Origin of the sequence: Clostridium tanneri (assembly GCF_033659955.1) — a bacterium.
GTDB classification, from domain to species: domain Bacteria; phylum Bacillota; class Clostridia; order Clostridiales; family Clostridiaceae; genus Clostridium_AM; species Clostridium_AM tanneri.
The window spans coordinates 33,362-56,381 of the sequence record NZ_JARUJP010000012.1; the positions used below are offsets into that span (position 1 = coordinate 33,362).

General features: G+C 32.2%; 16 protein-coding genes. 13 read left to right on the forward strand and 3 right to left on the reverse strand.

Translation table 11 applies throughout. The annotated features are described in order from the left end of the window. The first annotated feature begins 45 nt into the window (after window positions 1-45). The 6 genes from P8V03_RS11290 (at window position 46) to P8V03_RS11315 (ending at window position 7,606) form a co-directional block, all read left to right on the forward strand. A complete protein-coding gene (locus P8V03_RS11290; protein WP_318798187.1) occupies window positions 46-951 on the forward strand; it encodes an amidohydrolase family protein in 906 nt (301 codons plus the stop codon). Window positions 952-1,101: 150 nt separating this feature from the next. Continuing rightward, window positions 1,102-2,124 carry a spore photoproduct lyase gene (gene splB, locus P8V03_RS11295; RefSeq protein WP_318798188.1) on the forward strand — a complete coding sequence of 341 codons (1,023 nt, stop codon included), beginning with the start codon at window positions 1,102-1,104 and terminating at the stop codon, window positions 2,122-2,124. 254 nt (window positions 2,125-2,378) lie between these two features. Further along, window positions 2,379-2,927, forward strand: coding sequence for a biotin transporter BioY (locus tag P8V03_RS11300; protein ID WP_318798189.1), 549 nt, complete (start codon window positions 2,379-2,381; stop codon window positions 2,925-2,927). 314 nt (window positions 2,928-3,241) lie between these two features. Further along, the gene (locus P8V03_RS11305) at window positions 3,242-5,140 is read left to right on the forward strand and encodes a 3'-5' exonuclease (RefSeq protein WP_318798190.1); all 1,899 of its coding nucleotides are present in this window, start codon (window positions 3,242-3,244) and stop codon (window positions 5,138-5,140) included. A gap of 313 nt (window positions 5,141-5,453) precedes the next feature. Then, complete coding sequence (locus P8V03_RS11310) at window positions 5,454-6,929, forward strand: protein adenylyltransferase SelO (protein WP_318798191.1); 1,476 nt, start codon at window positions 5,454-5,456, stop codon at window positions 6,927-6,929. Between the two features lie 239 nt (window positions 6,930-7,168). Beyond that, window positions 7,169-7,606 carry a GatB/YqeY domain-containing protein gene (locus P8V03_RS11315; RefSeq protein ID WP_261671769.1) on the forward strand — a complete coding sequence of 146 codons (438 nt, stop codon included), beginning with the start codon at window positions 7,169-7,171 and terminating at the stop codon, window positions 7,604-7,606. 54 nt (window positions 7,607-7,660) lie between these two features. On the opposite strand, the gene P8V03_RS11320 is transcribed toward P8V03_RS11315, so the two are convergent. The 3 genes from P8V03_RS11320 to P8V03_RS11330 form a co-directional block, all read right to left on the reverse strand. Next, a complete protein-coding gene (locus P8V03_RS11320; protein ID WP_261671768.1) occupies window positions 7,661-8,080 on the reverse strand; it encodes a bacteriohemerythrin in 420 nt (139 codons plus the stop codon). 111 nt (window positions 8,081-8,191) lie between these two features. Next, window positions 8,192-8,998, reverse strand: coding sequence for a hypothetical protein (locus P8V03_RS11325; RefSeq protein WP_318798192.1), 807 nt, complete (start codon window positions 8,996-8,998; stop codon window positions 8,192-8,194). A gap of 91 nt (window positions 8,999-9,089) precedes the next feature. Next, complete coding sequence (locus tag P8V03_RS11330; protein ID WP_318798193.1) at window positions 9,090-10,325, reverse strand: MFS transporter; 1,236 nt, start codon at window positions 10,323-10,325, stop codon at window positions 9,090-9,092. A gap of 400 nt (window positions 10,326-10,725) precedes the next feature. Between P8V03_RS11330 and P8V03_RS11335 the strand changes: the two genes are divergently transcribed. From P8V03_RS11335 to P8V03_RS11365, 7 genes are all read left to right on the forward strand, one after another. Continuing rightward, the gene (locus tag P8V03_RS11335) at window positions 10,726-10,908 is read left to right on the forward strand and encodes a hypothetical protein (RefSeq protein WP_318798194.1); all 183 of its coding nucleotides are present in this window, start codon (window positions 10,726-10,728) and stop codon (window positions 10,906-10,908) included. Window positions 10,909-11,048: 140 nt separating this feature from the next. Next, complete coding sequence (locus P8V03_RS11340) at window positions 11,049-12,308, forward strand: sensor histidine kinase (RefSeq protein ID WP_318798195.1); 1,260 nt, start codon at window positions 11,049-11,051, stop codon at window positions 12,306-12,308. Between the two features lie 5 nt (window positions 12,309-12,313). After that, on the forward strand, window positions 12,314-13,144 hold the full coding sequence (locus P8V03_RS11345) for a DNA-binding domain-containing protein (protein ID WP_318798196.1): 831 nt from the start codon (window positions 12,314-12,316) through the stop codon (window positions 13,142-13,144). Window positions 13,145-13,359: 215 nt separating this feature from the next. Further along, on the forward strand, window positions 13,360-14,790 hold the full coding sequence (locus P8V03_RS11350; protein ID WP_318798197.1) for an APC family permease: 1,431 nt from the start codon (window positions 13,360-13,362) through the stop codon (window positions 14,788-14,790). A 323-nt stretch (window positions 14,791-15,113) separates the two neighbouring features. Then, window positions 15,114-16,949 (forward strand): MutS family DNA mismatch repair protein, encoded by a 1,836-nt coding sequence (locus P8V03_RS11355; protein ID WP_318798198.1) that lies wholly within the window; start codon window positions 15,114-15,116, stop codon window positions 16,947-16,949. Between the two features lie 32 nt (window positions 16,950-16,981). Next, complete coding sequence (locus P8V03_RS11360; protein ID WP_318798199.1) at window positions 16,982-20,224, forward strand: DEAD/DEAH box helicase; 3,243 nt, start codon at window positions 16,982-16,984, stop codon at window positions 20,222-20,224. Between the two features lie 176 nt (window positions 20,225-20,400). Further along, the gene (locus P8V03_RS11365) at window positions 20,401-23,007 is read left to right on the forward strand and encodes an indoleacetate decarboxylase (protein ID WP_318798200.1); all 2,607 of its coding nucleotides are present in this window, start codon (window positions 20,401-20,403) and stop codon (window positions 23,005-23,007) included. Window positions 23,008-23,020 lie beyond the last annotated feature (13 nt).

Consider the following 23,020-nt stretch of genomic DNA (forward strand, 5'->3'; position numbering starts at 1 on the left):
ATGGTGCAAGACTTAAATAAAAGGAACTTTGATAGGGTGATAACTGTGAATGAGAGAAATAGAATAGAGTTAAGGAACTCAAGTATAATCGATACACATATACACATTGCTCAGAATACTTTGTTTAATAAAAAGGAATGGAACAATGCTACTATGGAGTCCAAGATAAATTGGCTTAGTAAAATCCTAAAAGAATATAAGAGAAATAATATAACTGCTTTAAGGGATGGCGGTGACGGAATATTTGCTTCCTGTCTGACAAGGGAAGTTGCAAGAAAAGAAGGGATAACATACAGAACCCCCATATTTGCAATTTGTAAAAAAGAGCATTATGGGTCTTTTTTAGGAAGAGCCATTTATGGAATAGAAGATTTTAAAAGAGAGTTTACTATTTTAAAAGAAAATAAACTAGATCATCTTAAAATTATACTAACAGGAATAGTGAATTTTAATCAATTCGGAGATGTAGGAGAGGTAGCATTTACATATGATGAACTAGAATACATGGTAAAAAGTGCAAAGGAATATGGAGTACCAATAATGGTACATGCCAATGGACGGGAAGGAGTGTCTGCTGCAATAAAGGCAGGAGTAGATACTATAGAACATGGTTTTCTTATTTCTGATAAAGAGCTATATGGAATGGCAGAAAAAGGAATATATTGGACGCCTACCCTTTCCCCTCTTGGAAATATTCTCGATGCAAAGGATTCCAACTTTAAGCAACAATTGGACATAATAAGAGAAGTATATACTATACAGGTTAACAACATAGTAAAGGCTTATGAACTAGAGCTGAAAGTTACTCTTGGAAGTGATGCCGGAGCATATAGAGTAAGCCATTCTGCTGGAATTTTTGATGAAATTAATCATTTTATTAATATTGGATTCAGTAAGGATACAGTTTTAAAAATCTGTTTTGAAAATGGTTCTTCAGTGCTTAAGATATGAGAGCAAAAATAAATTCTATAAGTATAAAAGAGGGTACATTAAAATTGTAGCCTCTTTTTACGTACATAATTTTATTTAAAATCGTAGAAAGTATAGGTGATAATACTATAAAAGGAGGATTAGAGTTTAGTAAAACTCTAGAATAAAGACATGTTCATTCCTAAAAGAATAATATTTGAAAAGAACTCTTTAAACTATGAAATAGGTGAAAATATATATAATAAATTCAAAGATGATTCCAAGGTAGAAATAATAAAGCTAACATCAAATAAAGTTAAAGAAAATATTCCCGGTGAAGGTCTATTTGATTTTTATAGAGAAGGTAAAAATACATTAGTTGTTGGCATAAAGAAGGGATTTAAGTTCCAGACTTGTAAGCCATCAGCACACTATCAATTGCCAATAGTCTCTGGTTGTATTGGTCAGTGTCAATACTGCTATTTAAATACTAACTTAGGTGACAAACCTTATATAAAGATCAATGTTAACTTAGATGATATTTTAAATGAAGCACAAAAATATATAGAGGAAAGGCTGCCGGAAGAAACGATATTTGAAGGTTCCGCCACATCAGATCCTATACCAATAGAACCCTACACTGATGCTTTAAAAAGGACCATTGAATTTTTTGCTGAAAGTGAAAAAGGACGATTTAGATTTGTTACTAAATACAGTGATATAGATACACTACTTGATGCAAATCATAAGGGACATACAGAAATAAGATTTACACTAAATACAGATAAGGTAATCAAGGAATATGAAAACAGGACTGCATCAGCAGCTAAAAGAATAGAAGCCTCTGTAAAGGCAGCAAAGGCAGGATATCCTATCGGATTTATAATAGCACCGGTATTTTTATATGACAGCTGGAAAGAGGATTATAGAGCGTTATTGTCAACTCTCAATAAAGAATTACCAGATAACTTAGGCTATCCTTTAACCTTCGAGGTAATATCACATAGGTATACTACAAGAGCTAAAAATATAATCTTAGAGGTTTTTCCTGATACTACCCTGCCAATGACCGATGAAGATAGAAAATATAAGCATGGGCAGTTTGGATATGGCAAGTTTGTATATACAAAGGAGCAGCTGCAGGAGATGAAGGAGTTCTTTAAAAAAGAGATAGAATCAATATTTAAGGATAGTGTAATAAAATACATAATATAAATTACAGGTATATATATTTACATAAAACTAAAATACATTTGTTAACCATATTGTCAACCTAAGATAACATTAATGTTGACAATGTGGTTTTTCAAGAATATAATAGATTATAGATATAAGATATTAATATTGCTTACAGGTTGAAGAACTGAAGATAGAAGAGAGTTTTTTAAAACTATAACAAAGAGTGGTATAGATAAATTTAATCACATAAGCAAAGATGCAAATCATGTACATAAATAGGAGGAGTCAATATGTCGAAAAAGTTAAATGTAAAAGATATGGTCTATTCAGCTCTATTTGCAACGCTGACAGCAGTATTAAGTTATGTTACAATCCCATTACCCTTTAGTCCAATTCCTATAACAGCTCAGTCTTTAGCAGTAATGCTAGCAGGATGTGTGTTAACACCCCTTCAAGCTGCACTTAGTATGATAACCTTCTTACTCATGGGTGCTATAGGATTGCCTGTTTTCTCAGGAGGTTCAGCAGGATTTGGTATTATTGTGGGGAAAACAGGAGGATATCTAATTGGATACCTAATTGGAGCAGTAGTAATAAGTCTTTTAGTAAGCAAAACTAAATCAAAAGTAGTTATGCTTTTAGCTTGTTTATTTGGCGGAATAGTTGTAGTTCATGCACTAGGGTCAGCTTGGTTAGGTTATGTTACCGGAATGGGAATAGAAAAAGCTATTATGGTAGGATCAGTTCCATTTTTACCAGGAGATTTATTAAAATCCTTTGCAGCAGTGGTAATTGCAGTTAGACTAAATAAGGGAATAGTAAAATATGTACAAGCATAAAAGGTATATAATTGGAGGCTTAAGAACACCCATAGGTAAAACTAATGGGTGTTTAAAAATTTTATGCCAGAAAAGTTAACAGATCATTTAGTTGGAGAGCTTACCTATAAATACAATATGCCAAAGAAAAAGTTAATATATTTGGTGGAGTTTTAGTCTATGGGAGAACTTGTAAGGAATGTCAGTGAGTGAGATTAATAAATAAAGTTATAAGCTTTTGATAAAAAAGTAAAAATATGCTATAATATGTACATATTTCAGGAAATTGGCATTAATGTTATTAATATATTGTGACAGATTAAAGGGGTGACACTATGGCGGTGATGATTCCAGAGAGTATAAGTACTTTAGACAGCGCCACTTCAGGGGAAAAAAGACTATTTAAAATACTAAAGTATAATTTACCAAAGGATTATATAGTATGGTATGATTTAAGGGTTAAGGGCAGATATCCAGATTTTATAATTTTAGGTCCAGATTTAGGTATTGTAGTTTTAGAGGTAAAGGATTGGTCGTTAAGTTCCATAGAAAGTGCAAATCCTAATACATATTACCTAAGCACATTAGGTACAAAGACTAATCCACTAAAACAGGCAAGAGAGTATATGTTTAATATGATTGATGAATTGAAAAAGGACAAAGGTTTACTACAAAACAAAGGGGACTATAAAAGCAACTTATGCTTTACCTTTGGATATGGAGTTGTATTTAGTAAAATAAATAGAATAGCTTTTCTATCTAGTGAATTTTCAGGTACTATAGATGAGAATTGTGTCATATTCGCTGATGATCTAAAGGAACTGGAAGATAACTTTATTAAAGAAAAGCTTCAATTAATGTTAAAAAATATGATTCCAGTTAAATTTCAGCCTGGAAAAATATCACAAAGTATAATAGATAGGATCAGAGGTAATTTATTTAAAGAAGTAAAGTTGTCTAATAATAATGAGGCTGTTTTTAAGACTATGAACTTAAATCAAGAAAGACTTGCTAAAGGATTAGGCTATGGACATAGAGTTGTCAGAGGAGTAGCTGGAAGTGGAAAAACAGTTATACTAATATGCAGAGCAAAGTATCTAGCAGAGGTTCATAAAGATTGGCGCATATTAGTACTATGCTACAATAAAACACTTACAAACTTTTTGAAAAATTCTATAATGGATCATGATATGGTTAACGTTGAGGTTATACATTTTCATGGATGGATAAATAAAATTTTTAGCTTACTAGAGTTAAATAGTGGACTATTTAGAGAGACGGAAATCAGTGAGAATATAGAAAAAATATCACAGGATATGTTAAACAGCATAGAAAAATACGATGCAATATTAATTGATGAAGGTCAGGATTTAGAAAAAGAATGGCTTCAGTTTATCGTTAAAATGCTGAGAGATCCAGAGCATAGCCACCTCATGTTAGCTTCCGATGGTGCACAAAACCTGTATAACAGAAGATATACTCTTAAGTCTGTGGGAATAAAAGCAGCAGGGAGAACAACCATTATGAGGGAAAACTATAGAAACACAAAACAAATACTAAATTTTGCACATGATTTCCTCTCTGATGGATTACCAAGAGAAAATATAAATGAAGAAGACAATAACTTTATAATTACACCGGAAAACAGTTTAAGAGAAGGTGTACAACCTGATTTAATATACTGTAGGGATTTTTATGAAGAAATAAATAAAATTGCAATGGATATTACAAAGCTAAAACAAGCAGGGATTAATTATGGAGATATCTGTGTAGCCTATATTCATAGCAATTATAAGAATATAAACTACTTAAAAATACTAGAAGAAGTTTTAAAAAACAAAGGCATACCTTATTTTGTCATTAGCAAGAGCGGAAGCACTAAGTCTAAATTTAAGCTGCATAGTGATACAGTGAATATATCTACAATTCACAGTATAAAAGGCTTGGACTTTAAGTATGTATTTATTTGTGGTATTAATGATAGATTGCTAGATAGTATAGATGAATCTAAAAAGCTTCTTTATGTGGGAATGACCAGAGCTAGAGATGTATTAAAGATTACCTATAGTGTAGATAATGCTATTGTAGATGACTTGATAAAAGCAAAAATAAGTATAAATGAATTAACTAGTGAGGAAATAAGGGAATTAGTAGCTGCCACAACGGAAGAAAGTGTCAAGGAAAAAAGCAAGGGTGGATTGTTTTCTAAAATAAAGAGGTTCTTTGGGAAATAGCTATAAAAATAAAATATATTTTTAATTTACCGGTTAAGAAAAATTTTATCTTAACCGGATTTTATTTTAAGGATATTTCCTTAAGGTAACAGGAGAAAAACTTATTTACTAAAGTATTAAGTTAATTTGCTAAGTATGCCTAAGGAACAAAGAACCAGTAGATAAAAGAGTATAATAAGCTTGTAGAAGCAGAAACTAGTAATGCTTGTATTTATATAAGATCACATAACTTAAAATATCATAGAATGCCTATATATTTTATGTAAAACAAAAAACTAAAATATAAAAATATAGAGGAAGGAAAGGAGATAGAATGACAGAGATAAAATCAAAAATTGAAATAGGATGGAATTTCGATAATAGTTATACTCGTCTGCCGGAATTGTTTTTTACCAGTGTTAATCCTACCCCTGTATCTTCACCGAAGTTGGTCATTCTCAACTATCCTTTGGCAACATCCTTAGGATTGAATGATAAGGTACTGGAAAAGGAGGATGGTGTAGCAATATTTGCTGGGAACCAGATTCCATTAGGTGCTTTACCTATTGCCCAAGCTTATGCAGGACATCAATTTGGCCATTTCACTATGTTAGGAGACGGTCGAGCTGTACTACTTGGTGAACAGATTACTCCGAAAGGTCAGCGGGTTGATATTCAGCTTAAAGGTTCAGGAAAAACCCCATACTCACGAGGAGGCGATGGTAGAGCGGCACTGGGACCAATGCTTCGGGAATATATCATCAGTGAAGCAATGCATAGCCTTGGTATTCCTACTACTCGCAGTTTAGCGGTAGTGACAACTGGCCAGAGAGTAATTCGTGAAACTGAGCAGATTGGTGCAGTTCTTACTCGTGTGGCTGCCAGCCATATCCGGGTAGGCACCTTTCAATATGCTTCAAGGTGGGGCAGTACTAAGGAGCTTAAGGCTCTGGCTGATTACACATTGGAAAGACATTTTTCACACATTGACGAAGATGGGAATCCTTATCTTGCTTTGCTTAGAGAAGTAATAAAAGGTCAAGCGGCGCTAATTGCCAAATGGCAATTGGTTGGTTTTATTCACGGAGTTATGAATACTGACAATATGACTATTAGCGGAGAAACTATTGATTACGGACCTTGTGCTTTTATGGACACCTATGATCCGGCAACAGTATTCAGCTCCATTGACATTAATGGCCGCTATGCCTATGGCAACCAGCCAAAGATTGCTGCATGGAACTTGGCCAGATTTGCTGAAACCCTATTACCACTGCTTCATGATAACGAGGATAAAGCTGTGAGCCTAGCGCAAGATACCATTTCAGATTTTCCACAGTTGTATCATAATAATTGGATTGCAGGAATGAGGGCAAAACTAGGAATCTTTAATGAAGAGCCTGAGGATGAATCCCTTATTGAAGAACTCCTTAGTATAATGGAAAAGCATGGTGCAGACTATACCAATACTTTCCGTGCATTAACCTTTGACAGCAGGTCCGATATGATGTTATTTGACACCACGGAATTTGCTAAATGGCATGAGCAGTGGCAGCAGAGATTAGACAGGCAGAAGGAGTCGAAGGCTTCTTCCCATCAGTTGATGAGAGACAGTAATCCAGCCATAATCCCTCGAAATCATCGAGTGGAAGAGGCGTTAGAAGCAGCGGTAAAATATGGAGACTATAGTGTAATGGAAAAACTTCTGAAGGCTCTTTCCTGTCCTTATGCACACTCTCCAGAGCAGGCTGACTACTCAACACTGCCTACTAAATCAGACCAGCCTTATCGAACTTTTTGTGGTACTTGATATAATAGCAGTTGTTAGCTAACGGATATGAAGTAGAAATTAAAAATAGTTGTCATGGGAAAAAGGGCTTAACTAAAGGCCCTTTTTCTATAGGGAAATAATAAAAAATTTGTTATAATATTAAAGTTATTAAAAATGCATTTTGATTTTGCTTAGAATAATAGTATAATTTAAATATGCAAATTATACTAAAGGAAAGAGGTGACTGGTTAGTAGGTAAGGCTTACTAACAAAAGATTATGTTAAAAGAATTAATAAAAAAAGATGAAATAGCAGCAATGAAGGCAAAGGATAAGGCAAGGGTAAGTGTTTTAAGATTAATAAATGCTGACATTAAAGGATTTGAAGTTAACCAAAGAGAAGATATTTCTGATGAAGGGGTTATAAAAATAGTAGAAAAGAATATAAAACAAATAAAAGAGACATTAGAATATGCAAAACAATCAAATAACGAAGAAAAAATAGCAGAAGGAAATTTTGCCCTTGAAGTCTTAACTCCATATCTTCCAAAACAATTAGCAGAAGAGGAAGTAGAGGCTATGTTAAAAGAAATTATAGCTAACGGAAATTATACTGCAGCAGATATGGGAAAAATAATGAAAGAAATTATGCCAAAGGTTAGTGGTAAATTTGATAGGTCAAAAATTAACCCTATGGTAAAAAAAATACTAGGATAGAGTAATTGTTAGCTAGGTGATAACTTATAACTAAACACCTAGCTTATTTAAGTTTTAGATTACTTCCTTTTCCTTTAGGAAACTAGCGTATTTTCCATCAGACAACATGATGTGATTACTAATCCATTGTGATAAGAAGTCAAGAATTTCTAAAATAGTTTTTTTCTGATTATCGTCGATATCCTCTTTTGAGGCTATAGATTTTATCTTATAAACATAATAATAATGTTCTTCTTCCTGATTATGGATTTCCTTATAGCCGTAGTTTTTTAACATATTTTCTTCGTAATTGAAATGATATTCTGTATACTCTAAAAGTTCGTCTAATATGTTCATGATTTCATCATAATGATCATATCCATCATTAAGAAGGGCAATTTCGTAAGCCTTTTGACCTATTTCTAATAATCTTTTATGTTGAATATCAATTTCATTTATACCTAAGTTATATCTTTCCTTCCATTGAAATGACATTTAAATCCCCCCTAAAATTAATATTAAGTAATGATTAATTAATATTAATTATTACTAATTAACTTAAATTCTACCAAAAAAAGCACCTAAATTCAAGATAAAATACAATATTTATATATTTCTGTTTATCATATTAAGAATTAAACTCACTAAAAATGTTACTATAGAAAGTAATACAGATATAATTAAAAAACCTGTTATTAAAATATTGTACTTAATCAAATTAAAGGATAATATGTATTTTGATAAGTTTAAGGCGTTAAGTATAAGCAGCAGTAGAAATAAAACCCCCAGTCCTTTAGAAGCTCCCTTTATGTCTGCAGAGCTTAAGGATATATGGGATGATATACATAAGGCTGCAAATAAAAATAAATAATAATATGGGTTTTGAAAATTTTCAAGTGAAAAAATAACCTTTATTAACCCTCTGTAGGAAGTAATTATTCCTTCAACTGTATTTTTATCTAGTACTGTAACCTGTAAACTTTTGAATAATATCTTAATGAACTCATTATAAGCCTGTGGTATTACAAATTTCATTAAAGCTATTATTGAAAAAACTCCTCCAAATATAGGTGCTATACCTATAAAGAAGTTTCCTATCTGCTGATAGATACTACTTTGATTATAGCTATGTTGCACATATCCCATTATGCCGTCCTTATCTGGTTTTTGAAGCAGTTTAATATTAGTAATCTTATGTCCAAATAATAGAGCAAAAGTGGCATGGCTTAATTCGTGTATAGGCACCCCAATAACTCCTGTTACCATAAGTGCTTTACTACCAAAGCTTCTTTGAAAATTTCTTATAGAATTATTCCTTAATACTCCAAGCAGCATTCCAACTAAAATAATCACGCCAGTAAGATAGGCTGTTTCTATAAAGGTTTTAATTATTAAATTCATTATAAATGTCATATTATGCTTTCACCCTTTATTGCTATTTTTCTAGTTTCCTTTTGTTATATCCTTATTAATATATAACAAAAGGAAATAAACTATTAAAAATTTAATCTACTTTTATTCTTAAAGTAAGGAATAGATTCATAAAGGCTATTATGGCTGCAGCAATAAAAACGTATTTATAGCCCATGGTTGCCCACAATATTCCACCAAAGAATGGTATAGTCATTGCAATTAAATGGTCAAAGCTTGTACCTGCTGATAAAGTAGGTGTTACATCCTCAGGACATAGGGCTATCTTTTTAATATAGGTTGATCTAGCCATTTCCACAACACTCATAGAGTTGTCAAGTATATAACAGGCTGCAATGATTATAACTGCAATTGCTGCTGGAAATACGTCTGCAGCAAAGGCATAGCCTATGCAAATTACTATAAGAACTATTGCTTCTAGCGAAAGAACAAATCTCTCACCTTTTATATCAATGGCATTACCTACTATGGTTCTAGTAAGGATACTCAACCCAGAAACTATAAAACCTAGTATGGCAAAGGTAGGCGGATCAACATGGTAAACTTGAATAAGTACCCATGGAGCAAAGGTTAAAAAAATCTGCTTTCTAGCGCCGTTAACTACACTAAGCACATAGTACAAGGTATATTTTCTTCTAAAAACAAATTTTATTTTCTTTACCTTTGGTTTTTTCGGAGTCATTAACCCGAGAAAAATTAAGGCAAAAATATAGGAAATAGCGGCAATTATAAAGACAACCCTATAGGTCAGTCCTAGATATTTAAATCCAAGCCATACTATTAAATAACCTAGTATAGTTGCCATAAGGTTATAAGCATTAAATTTGCCAAGACGGGCACCATAGCTATCTCTTTCCGATAAAGACATGCCAATGCTGGCAGATAAAGGCATAAAGATATGAGTTCCTAAACTCAAAATCATCATCCATATTAACATAGCGGAAAAGGTTGGTGAAAAAAGACCTAATCCTATCATACCTAAAGATGCAAACAACATTCCTATCATGGATGCTCTTACATCTCCAAGAAAGGCAAGTAGTCCTAAAACTATCATTATAAGTGCCCCAGGAAGTTCACGGGGAAATTCCACAACACCTCTTGCCGATGCTGAAAGCTTGTACACATCACTTAAAAAATTATTAAAAACTGTTGAGTTTATACCACTGGCTATACCAGTAAATAGACCAACAATGAGAAATAGAGTAAAATCTTTATCATTTTTTAGGCTACCTATTAGATTTACAACTCTTTCTTTGTAACTTTTTTTATTCTTCAGTTCATAATCTTTAACTTGGGTATCAGAATCCATAAATTATGCATCTCCTTTCATGCCAATAGATTAAGTATATAACATAAAAAAATGTAAATCAATTATGTTACCTGTCAGAAAATAGTTATATAGAGTATAAACAGCTATAGAATTTATTACTGCAAAAAGAAGAAGCAGAATCACTATAGTAAACATACTATAGGATTCCGCTTCTCTTTCCTTAAAATGAAACCTATTCCTAGATCCCAAGTTTAAGTATAAAGAATATAACGTTATAAGTCACCCAGTTATAGTAACTGGAACTTTTATTATTGATTATATTCTTTATGATATTAGTATAACTACCTTTCTTAAAAAAATACATAATATTAATGAGAACTGTAGAAAATGTAAATAGTAGTCGGAAGGAAATAATATAATACAAAAGGGGTGGTGTCTTATGGAAGAATATAGAGGATATGAAATAACAGTTATTGAAAATGATGAAAAGAATTACCCATTTAAAGCCATTGCCAGAAAAAGTAATAAGGAAGTTAAGCATAAAGGACAGAGTGTAACGCAGGCAGTAGATTTTGTAAAAGAAAGTATAAATGTCATTGTAGACAAAATAGAAGCAAAATAGACAAAAGTTATCAAAAAGGTGTGATCAATAGGACAAATGATTACACCTTTTATTTTTGGGCCTTTTATGTTAGATGAATTCAGTGGGAATTTATAGTATACTATTATTTGGATTTAAAAAATGAAAGGAAAGTGTACTATATGAAAAAATTAAAGAATATTTTCATAATTATAATCTGTGTAAGTGTAGCATCTCAGATTCATTTTAATGTTTTAATCCAAGGTTTTACTATAGCTTTTTCAGTGGTTGTATTTTCTATATTTCTTTATAATTATGTTGATTTAAATCCAATAAAAATAGCAATAATTACAGGAATAACTACGTCACTTTACAAATCATTTTGGCTTTATTGGAATATCATGAGTTTTAGCAAGGTTATTAAAATGACTGCACCAGAGATAGTGTTTTATGTAACTTATGGAATAATATTTTATTTTTCCTATTACAAAAGCAGGAAAAAGGAGCTAACCAAATTTATGATTTTAGTATTTTGCTGTGATTTTCTCTCAAACCTTGTTGAAATTAGTGTTAGAACCAAGCTAATTGGGATAAACAGCAATATAATTAAAGACCTCCTTATAGTGGCCTGTGTTAGAACTTTAATAACTTTGATTATATTAATAGCAATGAAGTACTACAAATCCTTTCTTATAAGAGAAGAACATGAGGAACGCTACAGAAGACTGATATTACTAACTTCTGCATTTAAAAGTGAAGTGTATTTCATGAATAAGAATGCTGCTGAAATAGAAGATGTAATGAAAAAATCCTTTTCAGCTTATCAGATTGTTTCCAAGAATCATTATCCCGATGAATTAAAGAATCTTACCCTTGATATTTCAAAAGATGTTCACGAGATTAAAAAGGATTATATTAGGGTTATGAGAGGTCTGGAAGAGATAACTAATGATAAAATTGACACTGAACCAATGAATATAAGAGATATAATAAATATCTTAGAAATAGATACAAAAGATTATATAGTCACCAAAAATTTAGATATAGAACTTAAATTTAAAGTTGATTGTGAATTCTATGTTCTTAAACACTTTTATTTGATGTCAATCATAAGAAACCTTATTTTTAACAGTATAGAAGCTATAGATAACAAAAAGAAGGGATTAGTTAAACTGAAAATTGAGAAAGTGGAAGATGAATATGTCTTTTCTGTATCGGATAATGGGACAGGCATAAACAGCAGCAATTTGAATTTTATATTTAATCCCGGGTTTTCTACCAAATATAATAAGGAAACTGGAAGCATATGCAGAGGTATAGGTCTTACTTTAGTAAGAGACCTAGCACAGGACATTTTTAAAGGAAATATATTTGTACAATCTATAGAAAATAAAAATACAATATTTACAGTAAAAATACCGATAACTTCATTTAGGAGGTAGATATGATGAGATATTATATTATTGACGATGACGTTAATATTGTTAAGATATTAACTAACTTGATTGAAGAAAGTAAGTCAGGTGAGGTAATAGGCAGCTCCAATGACGGAGAAACAGCTCTCAGTGAAATATTAATTTATAATCCAGATATTGTATTAGTTGATTTGCTTTTGCCTAAATTAGATGGTAATAGCTTGGTAAGAGAAGTAAAGTTGTTGAAACCAGGAATTAAATTCATAATGATTTCTCAGGTATCAGATGTAAAGTTGGTGGAGGATTCTTATAATTCAGGAATAGAGTTTTTTATTAGTAAGCCTATTAATAAGATCGAAGTAGAAAAAGTTACAAGTAAGGTTGCTGAAAAAATTGAAATCGAAAACATGCTTAATAATATAAAGAAAGTATTTAAAGATATAAATCCTCATAAAAAACCTCAAGACAATAATATAAAAATAATAAAGCATACTTTAAGCAATTTTGGAATGTTAGGTGAAAAGGGGACAAATGATATTATAAAAATCTGTATGCACCTGTTAGAAACAAAGAAATCCTTTGAAGAATGTAATTTTAATGAGTTATGTTGCATTATTGGGGATAGCCCTAAAACAGTACAACAAAGGATGAGAAGAGCAATTAAGAGTGGGCTAACTAATTTAGCATACATAGGAATTGAAGACTATTATAATGAAAGTTTTCAGGAGTATTCTAAGGGAATGTTTGATTTTGCAAGCGTTAAAGCTGAGATGGATTATATCAAAGGAAAAAATAAAACTGGTGGAAAGGTAATAATAAGCAAGTTTTTTGAGGGGGTGCTGCTACAATGTGAAGACTATTAAGTTATGATCTTTATTACAAATTGAACTTCATATGACTGAAAATAGACTACAAGGAAGGTTTTTCCAAATTATTCGGCATTAAATGGAATGATTCAAAGATTGAGAATTTTAAAATCATTCCATTTTTTTATGAAGCCTTGTGAAGCATTGAGAAGTATTTTGTAGTCAAGCCAGTATAATCAGTACATAAATATATTTTATAGGGGGCTTAGCATATGAAGTCATTTTTTAGAAAAAAAGACGTAAATTCTATTTTAGACAGTAATAAAAACAGCTCTTCAGAACGATCTTTAGGTGCATTTGATGTAACATTAATGAGTATTGGTGCAACAATTGGAACTGGTGTAATGGTTTTAACCGGTGTTGTTGCCGCAAGAGACGCAGGTCCTGCCGTTGTCCTTTCATTTATAGGCTCTGCTATAGCATGTATACTTGTAGCTCTATGTTATGCTGAGTTTGCATCATCAATTCCAACCTCTGGTAGTGCTTATGCTTACATTTACGCATCCTTAGGTGAATTCATTGCTCATTTAGTTGGATGGTCACTTTTTATAGGGTATGTGGTATGTACTGCAACTGTAGCTGGTGGCTGGTCAGCATACTTTAATAGTTTACTAAGGGAATGTGGATTTAATTTACCTAGTATATTTATTAATATTCCAGGTGAAGGGGGCATAGTTAATGCTCCAGCAGTTATTGTAGTATTGCTTATTACAATTCTTCTATCAAAGGGAACAAAGGAAAGTAAAAAGGTAAATAATATTATGGTATTTGTAAAACTTGGCGTTATAGTTTTATTCGTTGCTGTAGGTGCATTTTTTATAAAACCAGTAAATTGGAAGCCTTTTATGCCATTTGGTTTTAAAGGAGTATTTGCTGGTGCAGCATCTGTATTTCTTGCCTATGCAGGTTTTGACGCAGTTTCAACCTCTGCTGAAGAGGTAAAAGACCCTCAAAAGAATCTGCCTAGAGGCATTATTGCTTCAATGATAGGCTGCACACTTATATATATTATAGTTTGCTTAGTTTTAACAGGTGTTACTCATTACAGCAAGTTAAATGTTGGTGATGCTATGGCTTACGCATTAAGTTCTGTTGGACAGGGATGGGCAGCTTCTATACTTTCAATTGGAGCAGTTGTAGGTATTTTGGCAGTTATTCTTGCTTATCTTTACGGTTCATCACGTATATTATTTTCAATGAGTCGTGATGGTCTACTTCCTAAAGTCTGTTCTAATGCAAACCCAAAAACAAATGTACCTGTGTTTTCAACTTGGGTAGTAGGATGTTTAGCTGCTTTACTTGCAGGGGTTATAGATTTAAAACAGTTAGCTGATCTTGCTAATATGACTCTTTTAGCAACATTCTCTCTTGTAGCACTATCTGTAATCGTTCTTAGAAAAACTCATCCGAATTTAGAAAGAGGCTTTAAGGTGCCTTTAGTGCCAGTGCTTCCTTTAATGGCAATAGCATGTTGTTTGTTCCTTATGTTTAGTTTGTCAAAGACAACATGGCTATATTTTGGCACATGGCTTGCAATTGGAGTAATTGTTTATTTTGCATATTCACATAAGCACAGTTCATTACAGAGCGAAGATATCTCTCAGTCTATCTCTGAAAATATATTAGAGGAAAAAGGTGCTTAATTCACCCTTTATCATATAAATAAAATTTCATGCAGTATTGGAATTATATTAGTGCTTTAAGCATAAAAAATCCAACAAATTATGCAGAACCTTTAGGTAAATCCGCACATTCCTAGAGACTAATATAACCAGTACTGCTATCCATTCTTTTTCTATTGAAGGAAGCTTCAATAGATTTTTATATTTTTTGATGTTATAGTCATTTTAAAATCTAATGTTTAATCATAGGCATTATCATAAACTAGACATAAAGATTATAAGTGTGTTACATTATGGATATAAAATTAAATGTAATTTTTCCAGGAAAGGAGAGTTAGTTAACTTTGAAGACTATAGAATCCCCATATTTAAAGAGAAAAGTTATATATGAAAAGCTGGTGAAAAAACAGACAGAATCAATTAATTTTATATCAGCCTTAAGACTCATAGTTTTTATTGCTGCTATTGGTTGTGGATTTTTTTCCTATACACTAAAAAAATATTATTTTTTTGCCTTGGCAATAATCTTATTTGCCATATTATTTATAATTTTGCTTAATAAGCACAGTAGACTTAAATATAATAGAAAATGTTCAACATTGATAGGTGAGATAAATGGAAACTCCTTGAAGCGTTTAAAAGGAGAATGGAAATCCTTTGAAGATACCGGATCAGACTTTCTAGAGGAGGATCACAGTTATTCAAAGGATTTAGATATTTTTGGAAAAGGGTCGCTTTTTCAATATATTAATACTGCTAGTACTTATTTAGGAAGGGAAAAGTTAAAGCATATATTAACAGCTTCAAACTATACTATAGGAGAAATATATGATAGACAGAAAGCTGTAGAGGAACTTTCAGATAACCTGGGGTGGAGACAAAGATTTATGGCTGAGGGACAGATAGCTGTAGAAAAAAAGAAAAATCCAGAATACCTATTTAAATGGGCTAAAGAGAAGAATAGCCTATTTTCTAGTTCAGCCTTTATCATTATGGCACATGTTCTTCCTATTATTACAGTGACAATTATTTTGCTGTATTTTTTATTAGAGGGTATACCATATTATTTACCGCTTATGGCTATAGGAGTGCAGGTAATTATACTGAAGATTAACTCTAAAAAAAGTAATAAAATATTAGATGGAATTTACAAATACAAAAAAGATATAGAAGCATATGATAGAATGCTAAGACTTATAGAGAAAAAAAGATTTAAATCTAGCTACTTAATAAAATTAAAAGAAAACCTCGTTAATGAGAATAAAATAACTGCAACAAAACAGATTAATAAGTTATCTAAACTGGTAAATTTAATTTCCGACAGAGCTAATTTTTTTTACCATATGATAAATAGTATAACTTTGTGGGAGTATCACTGCTTAATCAGACTGGAAGCTTGGAAAAAGGAATCAGGCCTATTTATAGAACAATGGCTAGATGTTATTGCAGAGATTGAAGGATTATCCAGCTTAGCTGTAATTAATCATGACTATCCACATTGGGTAATGCCGGAACTAAAGAACTCTTCTCTAATAATAGAAGGGAAGAATATAGGTCACCCGCTAATAACTAAAAATCGGGTATGTAATGATTTAAAAATAGATAACACTGAAAGCATTCTACTGATAACCGGTTCTAATATGTCTGGTAAAAGCACACTGCTTAGAACTATAGGAATTAACTTAGTTTTAGCATATGCAGGTGCACCGGTTTGTGCTGAGGCTTTTTGTTGCTCTATAATGAATATCTATACCTGCATGAGAATAAGTGATAACCTGGAGGAAAATATATCATCTTTCTATGCAGAACTTTTAAGAATAAGAAAGCTTATAGATGCTACAAAGGAAAAGGAACCAGTATTTTTCTTACTAGATGAGATTTTTAGAGGAACCAATTCTAAGGATAGACATACCGGTGCTAGAGTTTTAATAGAAAAATTAAGTAGGGAAAATGCTTTAGGGATGGTATCAACTCATGACCTTGAACTGGCTGATATAGAAGAAAAAAATAGGAAAGTTAGAAATTATCACTTTAGAGAGTATTATAAAAATAATGAAATTTATTTTGACTATAAATTAAGATTAGGGGTTTCTACAACTAGAAATGCAATATACCTAATGAGAATGGCTGGTATTGACATAGATAATAATATGGCTGATAGAGATTATGAAAAATATTAAATAAGAATCAAATTATACAAGGAGAAGGAACGTTGAAGGAAGATATACTATTACAAATATTTAATGAAGAAACTAGTGGTAAAAACTATGCTAATGGGCAAAGGGTTTTTAACAATGATTTAGTATCTTCTATAGATATAACTAACGAAGATAAATTAATTTGTATAGATGGCAATGTAATTTCAGAAAATCTCTTTAATGAATATAACACAAAAATTGAGATGGATGGAGAAAAGAAAAAAATTTTTTCTACATACTGCAGTTGTTTAGACTATGAAAAAAATGAGTTTAAAAAAATAAATTATTGCTGTAAGCATCTAGTAGCAACCTTTTATAAAGCCCTGGAAAAGCTAGTTGATCATCCTCTTTTAGCTGAAGAGACTACCTATAATGAAAGTATATTTAAAAATAAAAGCAACTTATTAAATGTGTTATTAGGGGATGAATACGACAAAGAGGAAATAAAGATTGAAGTTTACATAAATAGAAATGAATGGAGTGGCAACATTACCGCTGAATTTAAGATAGGGTTAAAGTCTATGAGTTCCAGTAATCTATATATCTTAAAAGATATAAACCAGTTTTTTATAGCTATTTACAATAATATACCTATAAATTATGGCAAGAACTTTACCTTAGATATAAAAAATCAAAGATTAAGTGTTAAGGATAAAAGACTTATAGATTATATTGAGACTTTAAAGGAGATAAAGGGAAACAATAAGACTATTTACAGAAGTGAAGATAGTATTATAAACGGAAAATACGTAAATATACCTAAGTTTTTAGTTAGACAATTTTTTGAGAATATAAAAAAGCATAAAGTGTATTTAAATGAAGGCTTTTTCTATAGACCTGTAGAAACAGAAATCTTAAATAAAATTCCTCCTATAGATTTTGATTTGAAACTAATAAATGGTGAATATGTTCTTAAGTCTCCAGGAGGAATGCCTCAGGATCTAGGTTGTAATAACAATATTTTCCTGTATGGCATGTCCGTATATATTCCGGATTATGAATTTTGTTATAAAATAAGCCCATATCTTCAAATATTCAATGAAGCTAAGGTAGTAAAGATAGATGCCTCTGAAGAAGAAACTATACTAAGAAAGTTGATTCCTCAAATTAATATGATGGCTTCTACATTTACCTTATCTAAAACAATAAAGGAAAAAGTAGTAATAGATAAATGTAACTTCAACTTTTACTTTGATAGAGAAGAAGAGGATATTACGCTGACAGTAAAAGTTCTTTATGGAAATTTAGAATTTAATATCTTTGAGGATTATAAAGAGAAAATTGTATATAGAGATTCTAAAAAAGAATCCCAGGTTATTGGAATTCTCAGAAGTTTAGGCTTTGAAGAAATAAAGGGAAAGTTTTATTTGTTAATGGAAGAGGACTACATATTTAGGTTTTTTAAAAGAGAAATAAATAAACTTCAAGAGATAGGAGAAGTATATTACTCCGAAAATTTTAAGGGTATAAAAAGTATAGGGTCAAAGGGCATTACAGGAAATATTAAATCCGGAAGATATGATTATTTTGAACTGAATTTTAAAATAGGAGATATTAATCCAGAGGAGACTGCGGAAATATTAAGGGCTTTTAGAGATAATCTAAAATACTATAAATTGAAAAATGGTGAATATATAGATTTAGAGGAATTGGAGCTTAATAAATTTCTAAAGCTTTTGGATATAGCTTCTTCAAAGGACATAGATGATAATTGTATACAAATTCCTAGTAATAAAGGTCTCTTCCTAAATAACTACCTAGAGGAAAATAGTTTAAGGTTTATAAAAGGAAAAAAAGCCTTAAAAGAAATAAAAGATAAATTTAAAAATATAGAAAACTTGAGCTTTAAGGAACCGGAAGATTTAGAGGGTAACCTTAGAGCCTATCAAAAGGTAGGATATAACTGGTTTAAAACCCTGGATTTTTTGGGCTTTGGAGGAATCTTAGGGGATGAAATGGGGCTTGGTAAAACTCTTCAAACTATTACTTTTATATTATCTAATAAGGGAAGCAAATCTTTAATTGTTGCTCCTACATCACTAATATATAACTGGGCAGCTGAGTTTGAAAAATTTGCACCAAAGCTAAAGATAGCAGTTGTTAACGGGTCCAAAGAGGATAGGGAGGAACTAATAAAAAAGGTTGATGATTATGATGTTCTTATAACAACTTATAACCTGTTAAAAAGGGATTTAGAAAGCTATACTAATATTGAATTTGATTATTGTATATTAGATGAAGCTCAAAATATAAAGAATCCAAGTTCTCAGAATGCAGCTGCGGTGAAGGAAATAAAAGCAAAAAGAAGATTTGCATTATCGGGAACACCAATAGAAAACTCCCTTATGGAGTTATGGTCTATATTTGATTTTATAATGCCAGGATATTTATATGATGAAAAGAGGTTCAGCGTAAGATATCATAAAAAGCTTAGGGAAAGCCCAGAAGTTTTAGAGGACTTAAACAGGCTAATAAAGCCATTTATTCTTAGAAGAAAGAAAAAAGATGTTATAAAAGAACTGCCTGATAAGATTGAAAAAAACTTAGTGGTGAATTTAGATGAAGAGCAGAAGAAAGTCTATAGAACTTATGCTAACTATGCAGTGGAACTTATTCAAAAGAAGGTAAAGGATTATGAGTTTCAAAATAGCAAAATAGAAATACTTTCCTATATAACAAAACTAAGGCAGCTTTGTTTAGACCCATCGGTAATCATGAAAGACTATAGTGGAGGCAGTGGAAAAATAGAGGCCTTAGTGGAGCTTATCCAGGAGAGTCTAGAGCAAGGTCACAGGGCCTTGATATTTTCTCAATTTACATCTGTTCTTAAAAATATTGGAAAAAGAATTAATACAGAAGGAATAACTTTTAGTTACTTAGATGGCTCCATACCTTCAGAAAAAAGAATGGACATGGTAAAAGCTTTTAATGATGGAGAAAACTCGGTATTTTTGATAAGCTTAAAGGCTGGTGGAACAGGACTTAACCTAACCTCTGCAGATCTAGTAATTCATTTTGACCCCTGGTGGAATCCTGCTGTAGAGGAACAAGCTACAGATAGGGCTCACAGAATAGGTCAAAGGAATGTGGTAGAGGTTATAAAAATTATAGCTAAAGATACTATTGAAGAAAAGATATTATTGCTACAAGAGGAGAAGAAAAAACTTATATCAGAAATTTTAGGAGAAGAGTTATCTAGTGGAGAAAACTTCTCTTCATTAACTGAGGAAGAAATACTAGGGTTGTTTGAGATATAAGGAGCTGACTAAAAATCAGCTCCTATTTATTATCTACAATTGTCAATAAAAAACAAGGTAATTTATCAAATATCTATGAAAAATTACATAATTGAGAATTATATGGAAAATATTGAATTTATTATGATATAATAGGTTGTATGAGAATTTTAACTACATTGAAGGGGGAATTAAATGTGATAGATTTTGAAAATTTAAAAACATTAAAATGGCCGCCAACTAATGAAGAGCAGAGAGAAGAAGGCTATGTTTCCAGAGAAGTATCAGAAGAGCCTACAACAGAAAGAGGTAGAATAATTAAAAAAAGATTATTAGAAGCCAGGTGCATGCTTGATCCAGAATTTAGTGTTCTTTACACAGAGGAATGGAAAAGGTCAGAAGGAGAGCCGCTTCTCATTCGTAGAGCGAAAGCATATAAGTATGCTATTGAAAATATAACACCAGCAATTCAGCCCTATGAACTTATTACCATGCAGAAAACTAGATATATGAGGGGCGCTCCAGTATATTTACAGTATAGCCAAAAATTCTATTCACATATGGTTGAAAAAGCAGAAAACTCAAATGACGAGGTTTATGATGTTGGAGTAGGAGGTGGCCGCAGCCATAAAGAAGCCAGAGGTATAATTGAAATGGGCACCTTTGCAATGAAAGAAGAAGATGCTGCACCTTTAATAGATTCCTGTAAGTTTTGGGAGGGAAAATGTGTAGAGGACGAATCGGACAAGTTCCTAAAAGAAACCATGCCAGAATATGATGACTTAGATAATGCCTTCAAAACTGTAATATTTCCTCCAAGCGTTATATCTATTATGGAAGGAAGATGGATACCAGCCTATGATATGGTTGTAGAGAGAGGCTTAGAGGATATTATAAAGGAATGTAAGGAAAAAATAAAAAATACTGTTCCTACTACCAGAGAAGTAGCTGAAAAGATTTTATTTTGGAGAGCAACTATATTAGCCTGTGAAGGTGTTATAAATTGGGCTAAGAATTATGCAGATAAGGCAGAGGAAATGGCAGCAGGGGAAGAGGATAAGCAGAGAAAAAATGAATTGTTAAAGATGGTTGAAACCTTGAGATGGGTTCCAGCAAAACCAGCAAGAACATTCTATGAAGGACTGCAGTCAGCTTGGATAGCACACATAGCTATTGCATTAGATGGTCCAATTGTTGGACTTTCTCCTGGACGTTGGGGACAACTTCTATATCCACTATATAAAAAGGATATAGAAGAAGGAAGATTAACTAGAGATGAAGCTCTAGAGCTTATGGAGCTTATGAGAGTAAAGTTTTCCAGTGAAGAATATGTATCTCCAAGAAGTTGGGAAGCTTTAGCTTCAGGAAACCTATTTCAACATATGATAGTTGGTGGAGTAACTAAGGAGGGAAAAGCGGCTGATAACGAACTAGAAGAGATAATACTTGAAGCTGGAATCAGTATGCAGACTATACAGCCTACCTTAGGTGTAATGGTAAACTCCAGGACGAGCGACAGGTTACTCATAAAGGCTGCAGAAACTACAAAAACTGGTGCAGGATATCCAGCTTGGTTTAATAATGAAGCTTGTATTCAGCATTTACTGCAAAATCATAGAGAAGAGAATATAACCATTGAAGATGCCAGAGATGTAGGAATGGGTGGTTGTGTTGAGGTGCAGATGCAGGGTACATGTCATGGTATCTGCCATCCGGGATTCTTTAATGAAGTTAAGTGCCTAGAGATAGTTTTAAATGACGGAGTAGATCCAAGAACAGGAATACGCTGCACTGAACCTTTAGGAGATATCAATAGCTATGAAGATTTGTGGAATGCATGGTGCAAGGTAGAGGAAAGATTTTTAAGAGTGTACATGCGCTATTGGAATTATGTTATGGCAGTGCACAGGGAGATAAATCCTCTTGTTATGGGATCTGTACTGGTGAAGGACTGTGTTAAGAATGGAAAACCCTTAGATTCTAATGGAGCTCGTTATAATAAATCAGTAACACTATTAAATTCAGGTATGGTAAATGTGGCAAATAGCCTAGCTGCTATTAAAAAACTGATTTTTGAGGATGAAAAGTACACACTGAAAGATGTAAGACATGCATTAAAAGAAAACTTTGGGTTTGAAAGAGCAGATAAGGTTGGAAACTTCTCAATGCTTGAGCAAAAACGTATTAGCGGTGGATTTGAAAGAATACATAGGGACTTACTAAACTCTCCTAAATACGGAAATGATGATGACTATGTAGATTCAATATTTGTTCAATGCTGGAAGCACTACAACGAAGTATGTCTATCTGAGACAACATACTTAGGACTTCAATGGATACCTGCTGGTCTATCAATATCAGCACATGGACCTTTCGGACGGGTGTGTGGTGCTACACCGGATGGAAGAGTAGCCGGTGTTAGTTTAACGGACGGTGTACTATCAGCTACACCAGGCACCGATGTAAATGGTCCTATAGCTCTATTCCAATCTGGAATCAAGCTTGATTCCGTAGCAATGAGAAGTGTTCAGCTTAATATGAAAATACACCCAAATGCTGTGAAGGGTATAGAAGGTTCTCAGAATCTGGTGGATTTAGTTAAGTCTTACTTCCAGCAAGGAGGTTACCACATACAGTTTAATATAGTTGACTCTGATATGCTTCGGGACGCACAATTACATCCTGAGAAATATCGTGACCTAATTGTTAGAGTAGCAGGCTTTAGTGCTTATTGGGTAGAACTTTCAAAACCAATACAGGATGAAATCATAGCAAGAACAGAATATAATGCTACAAGCATATAACAAGAGAGAGTAT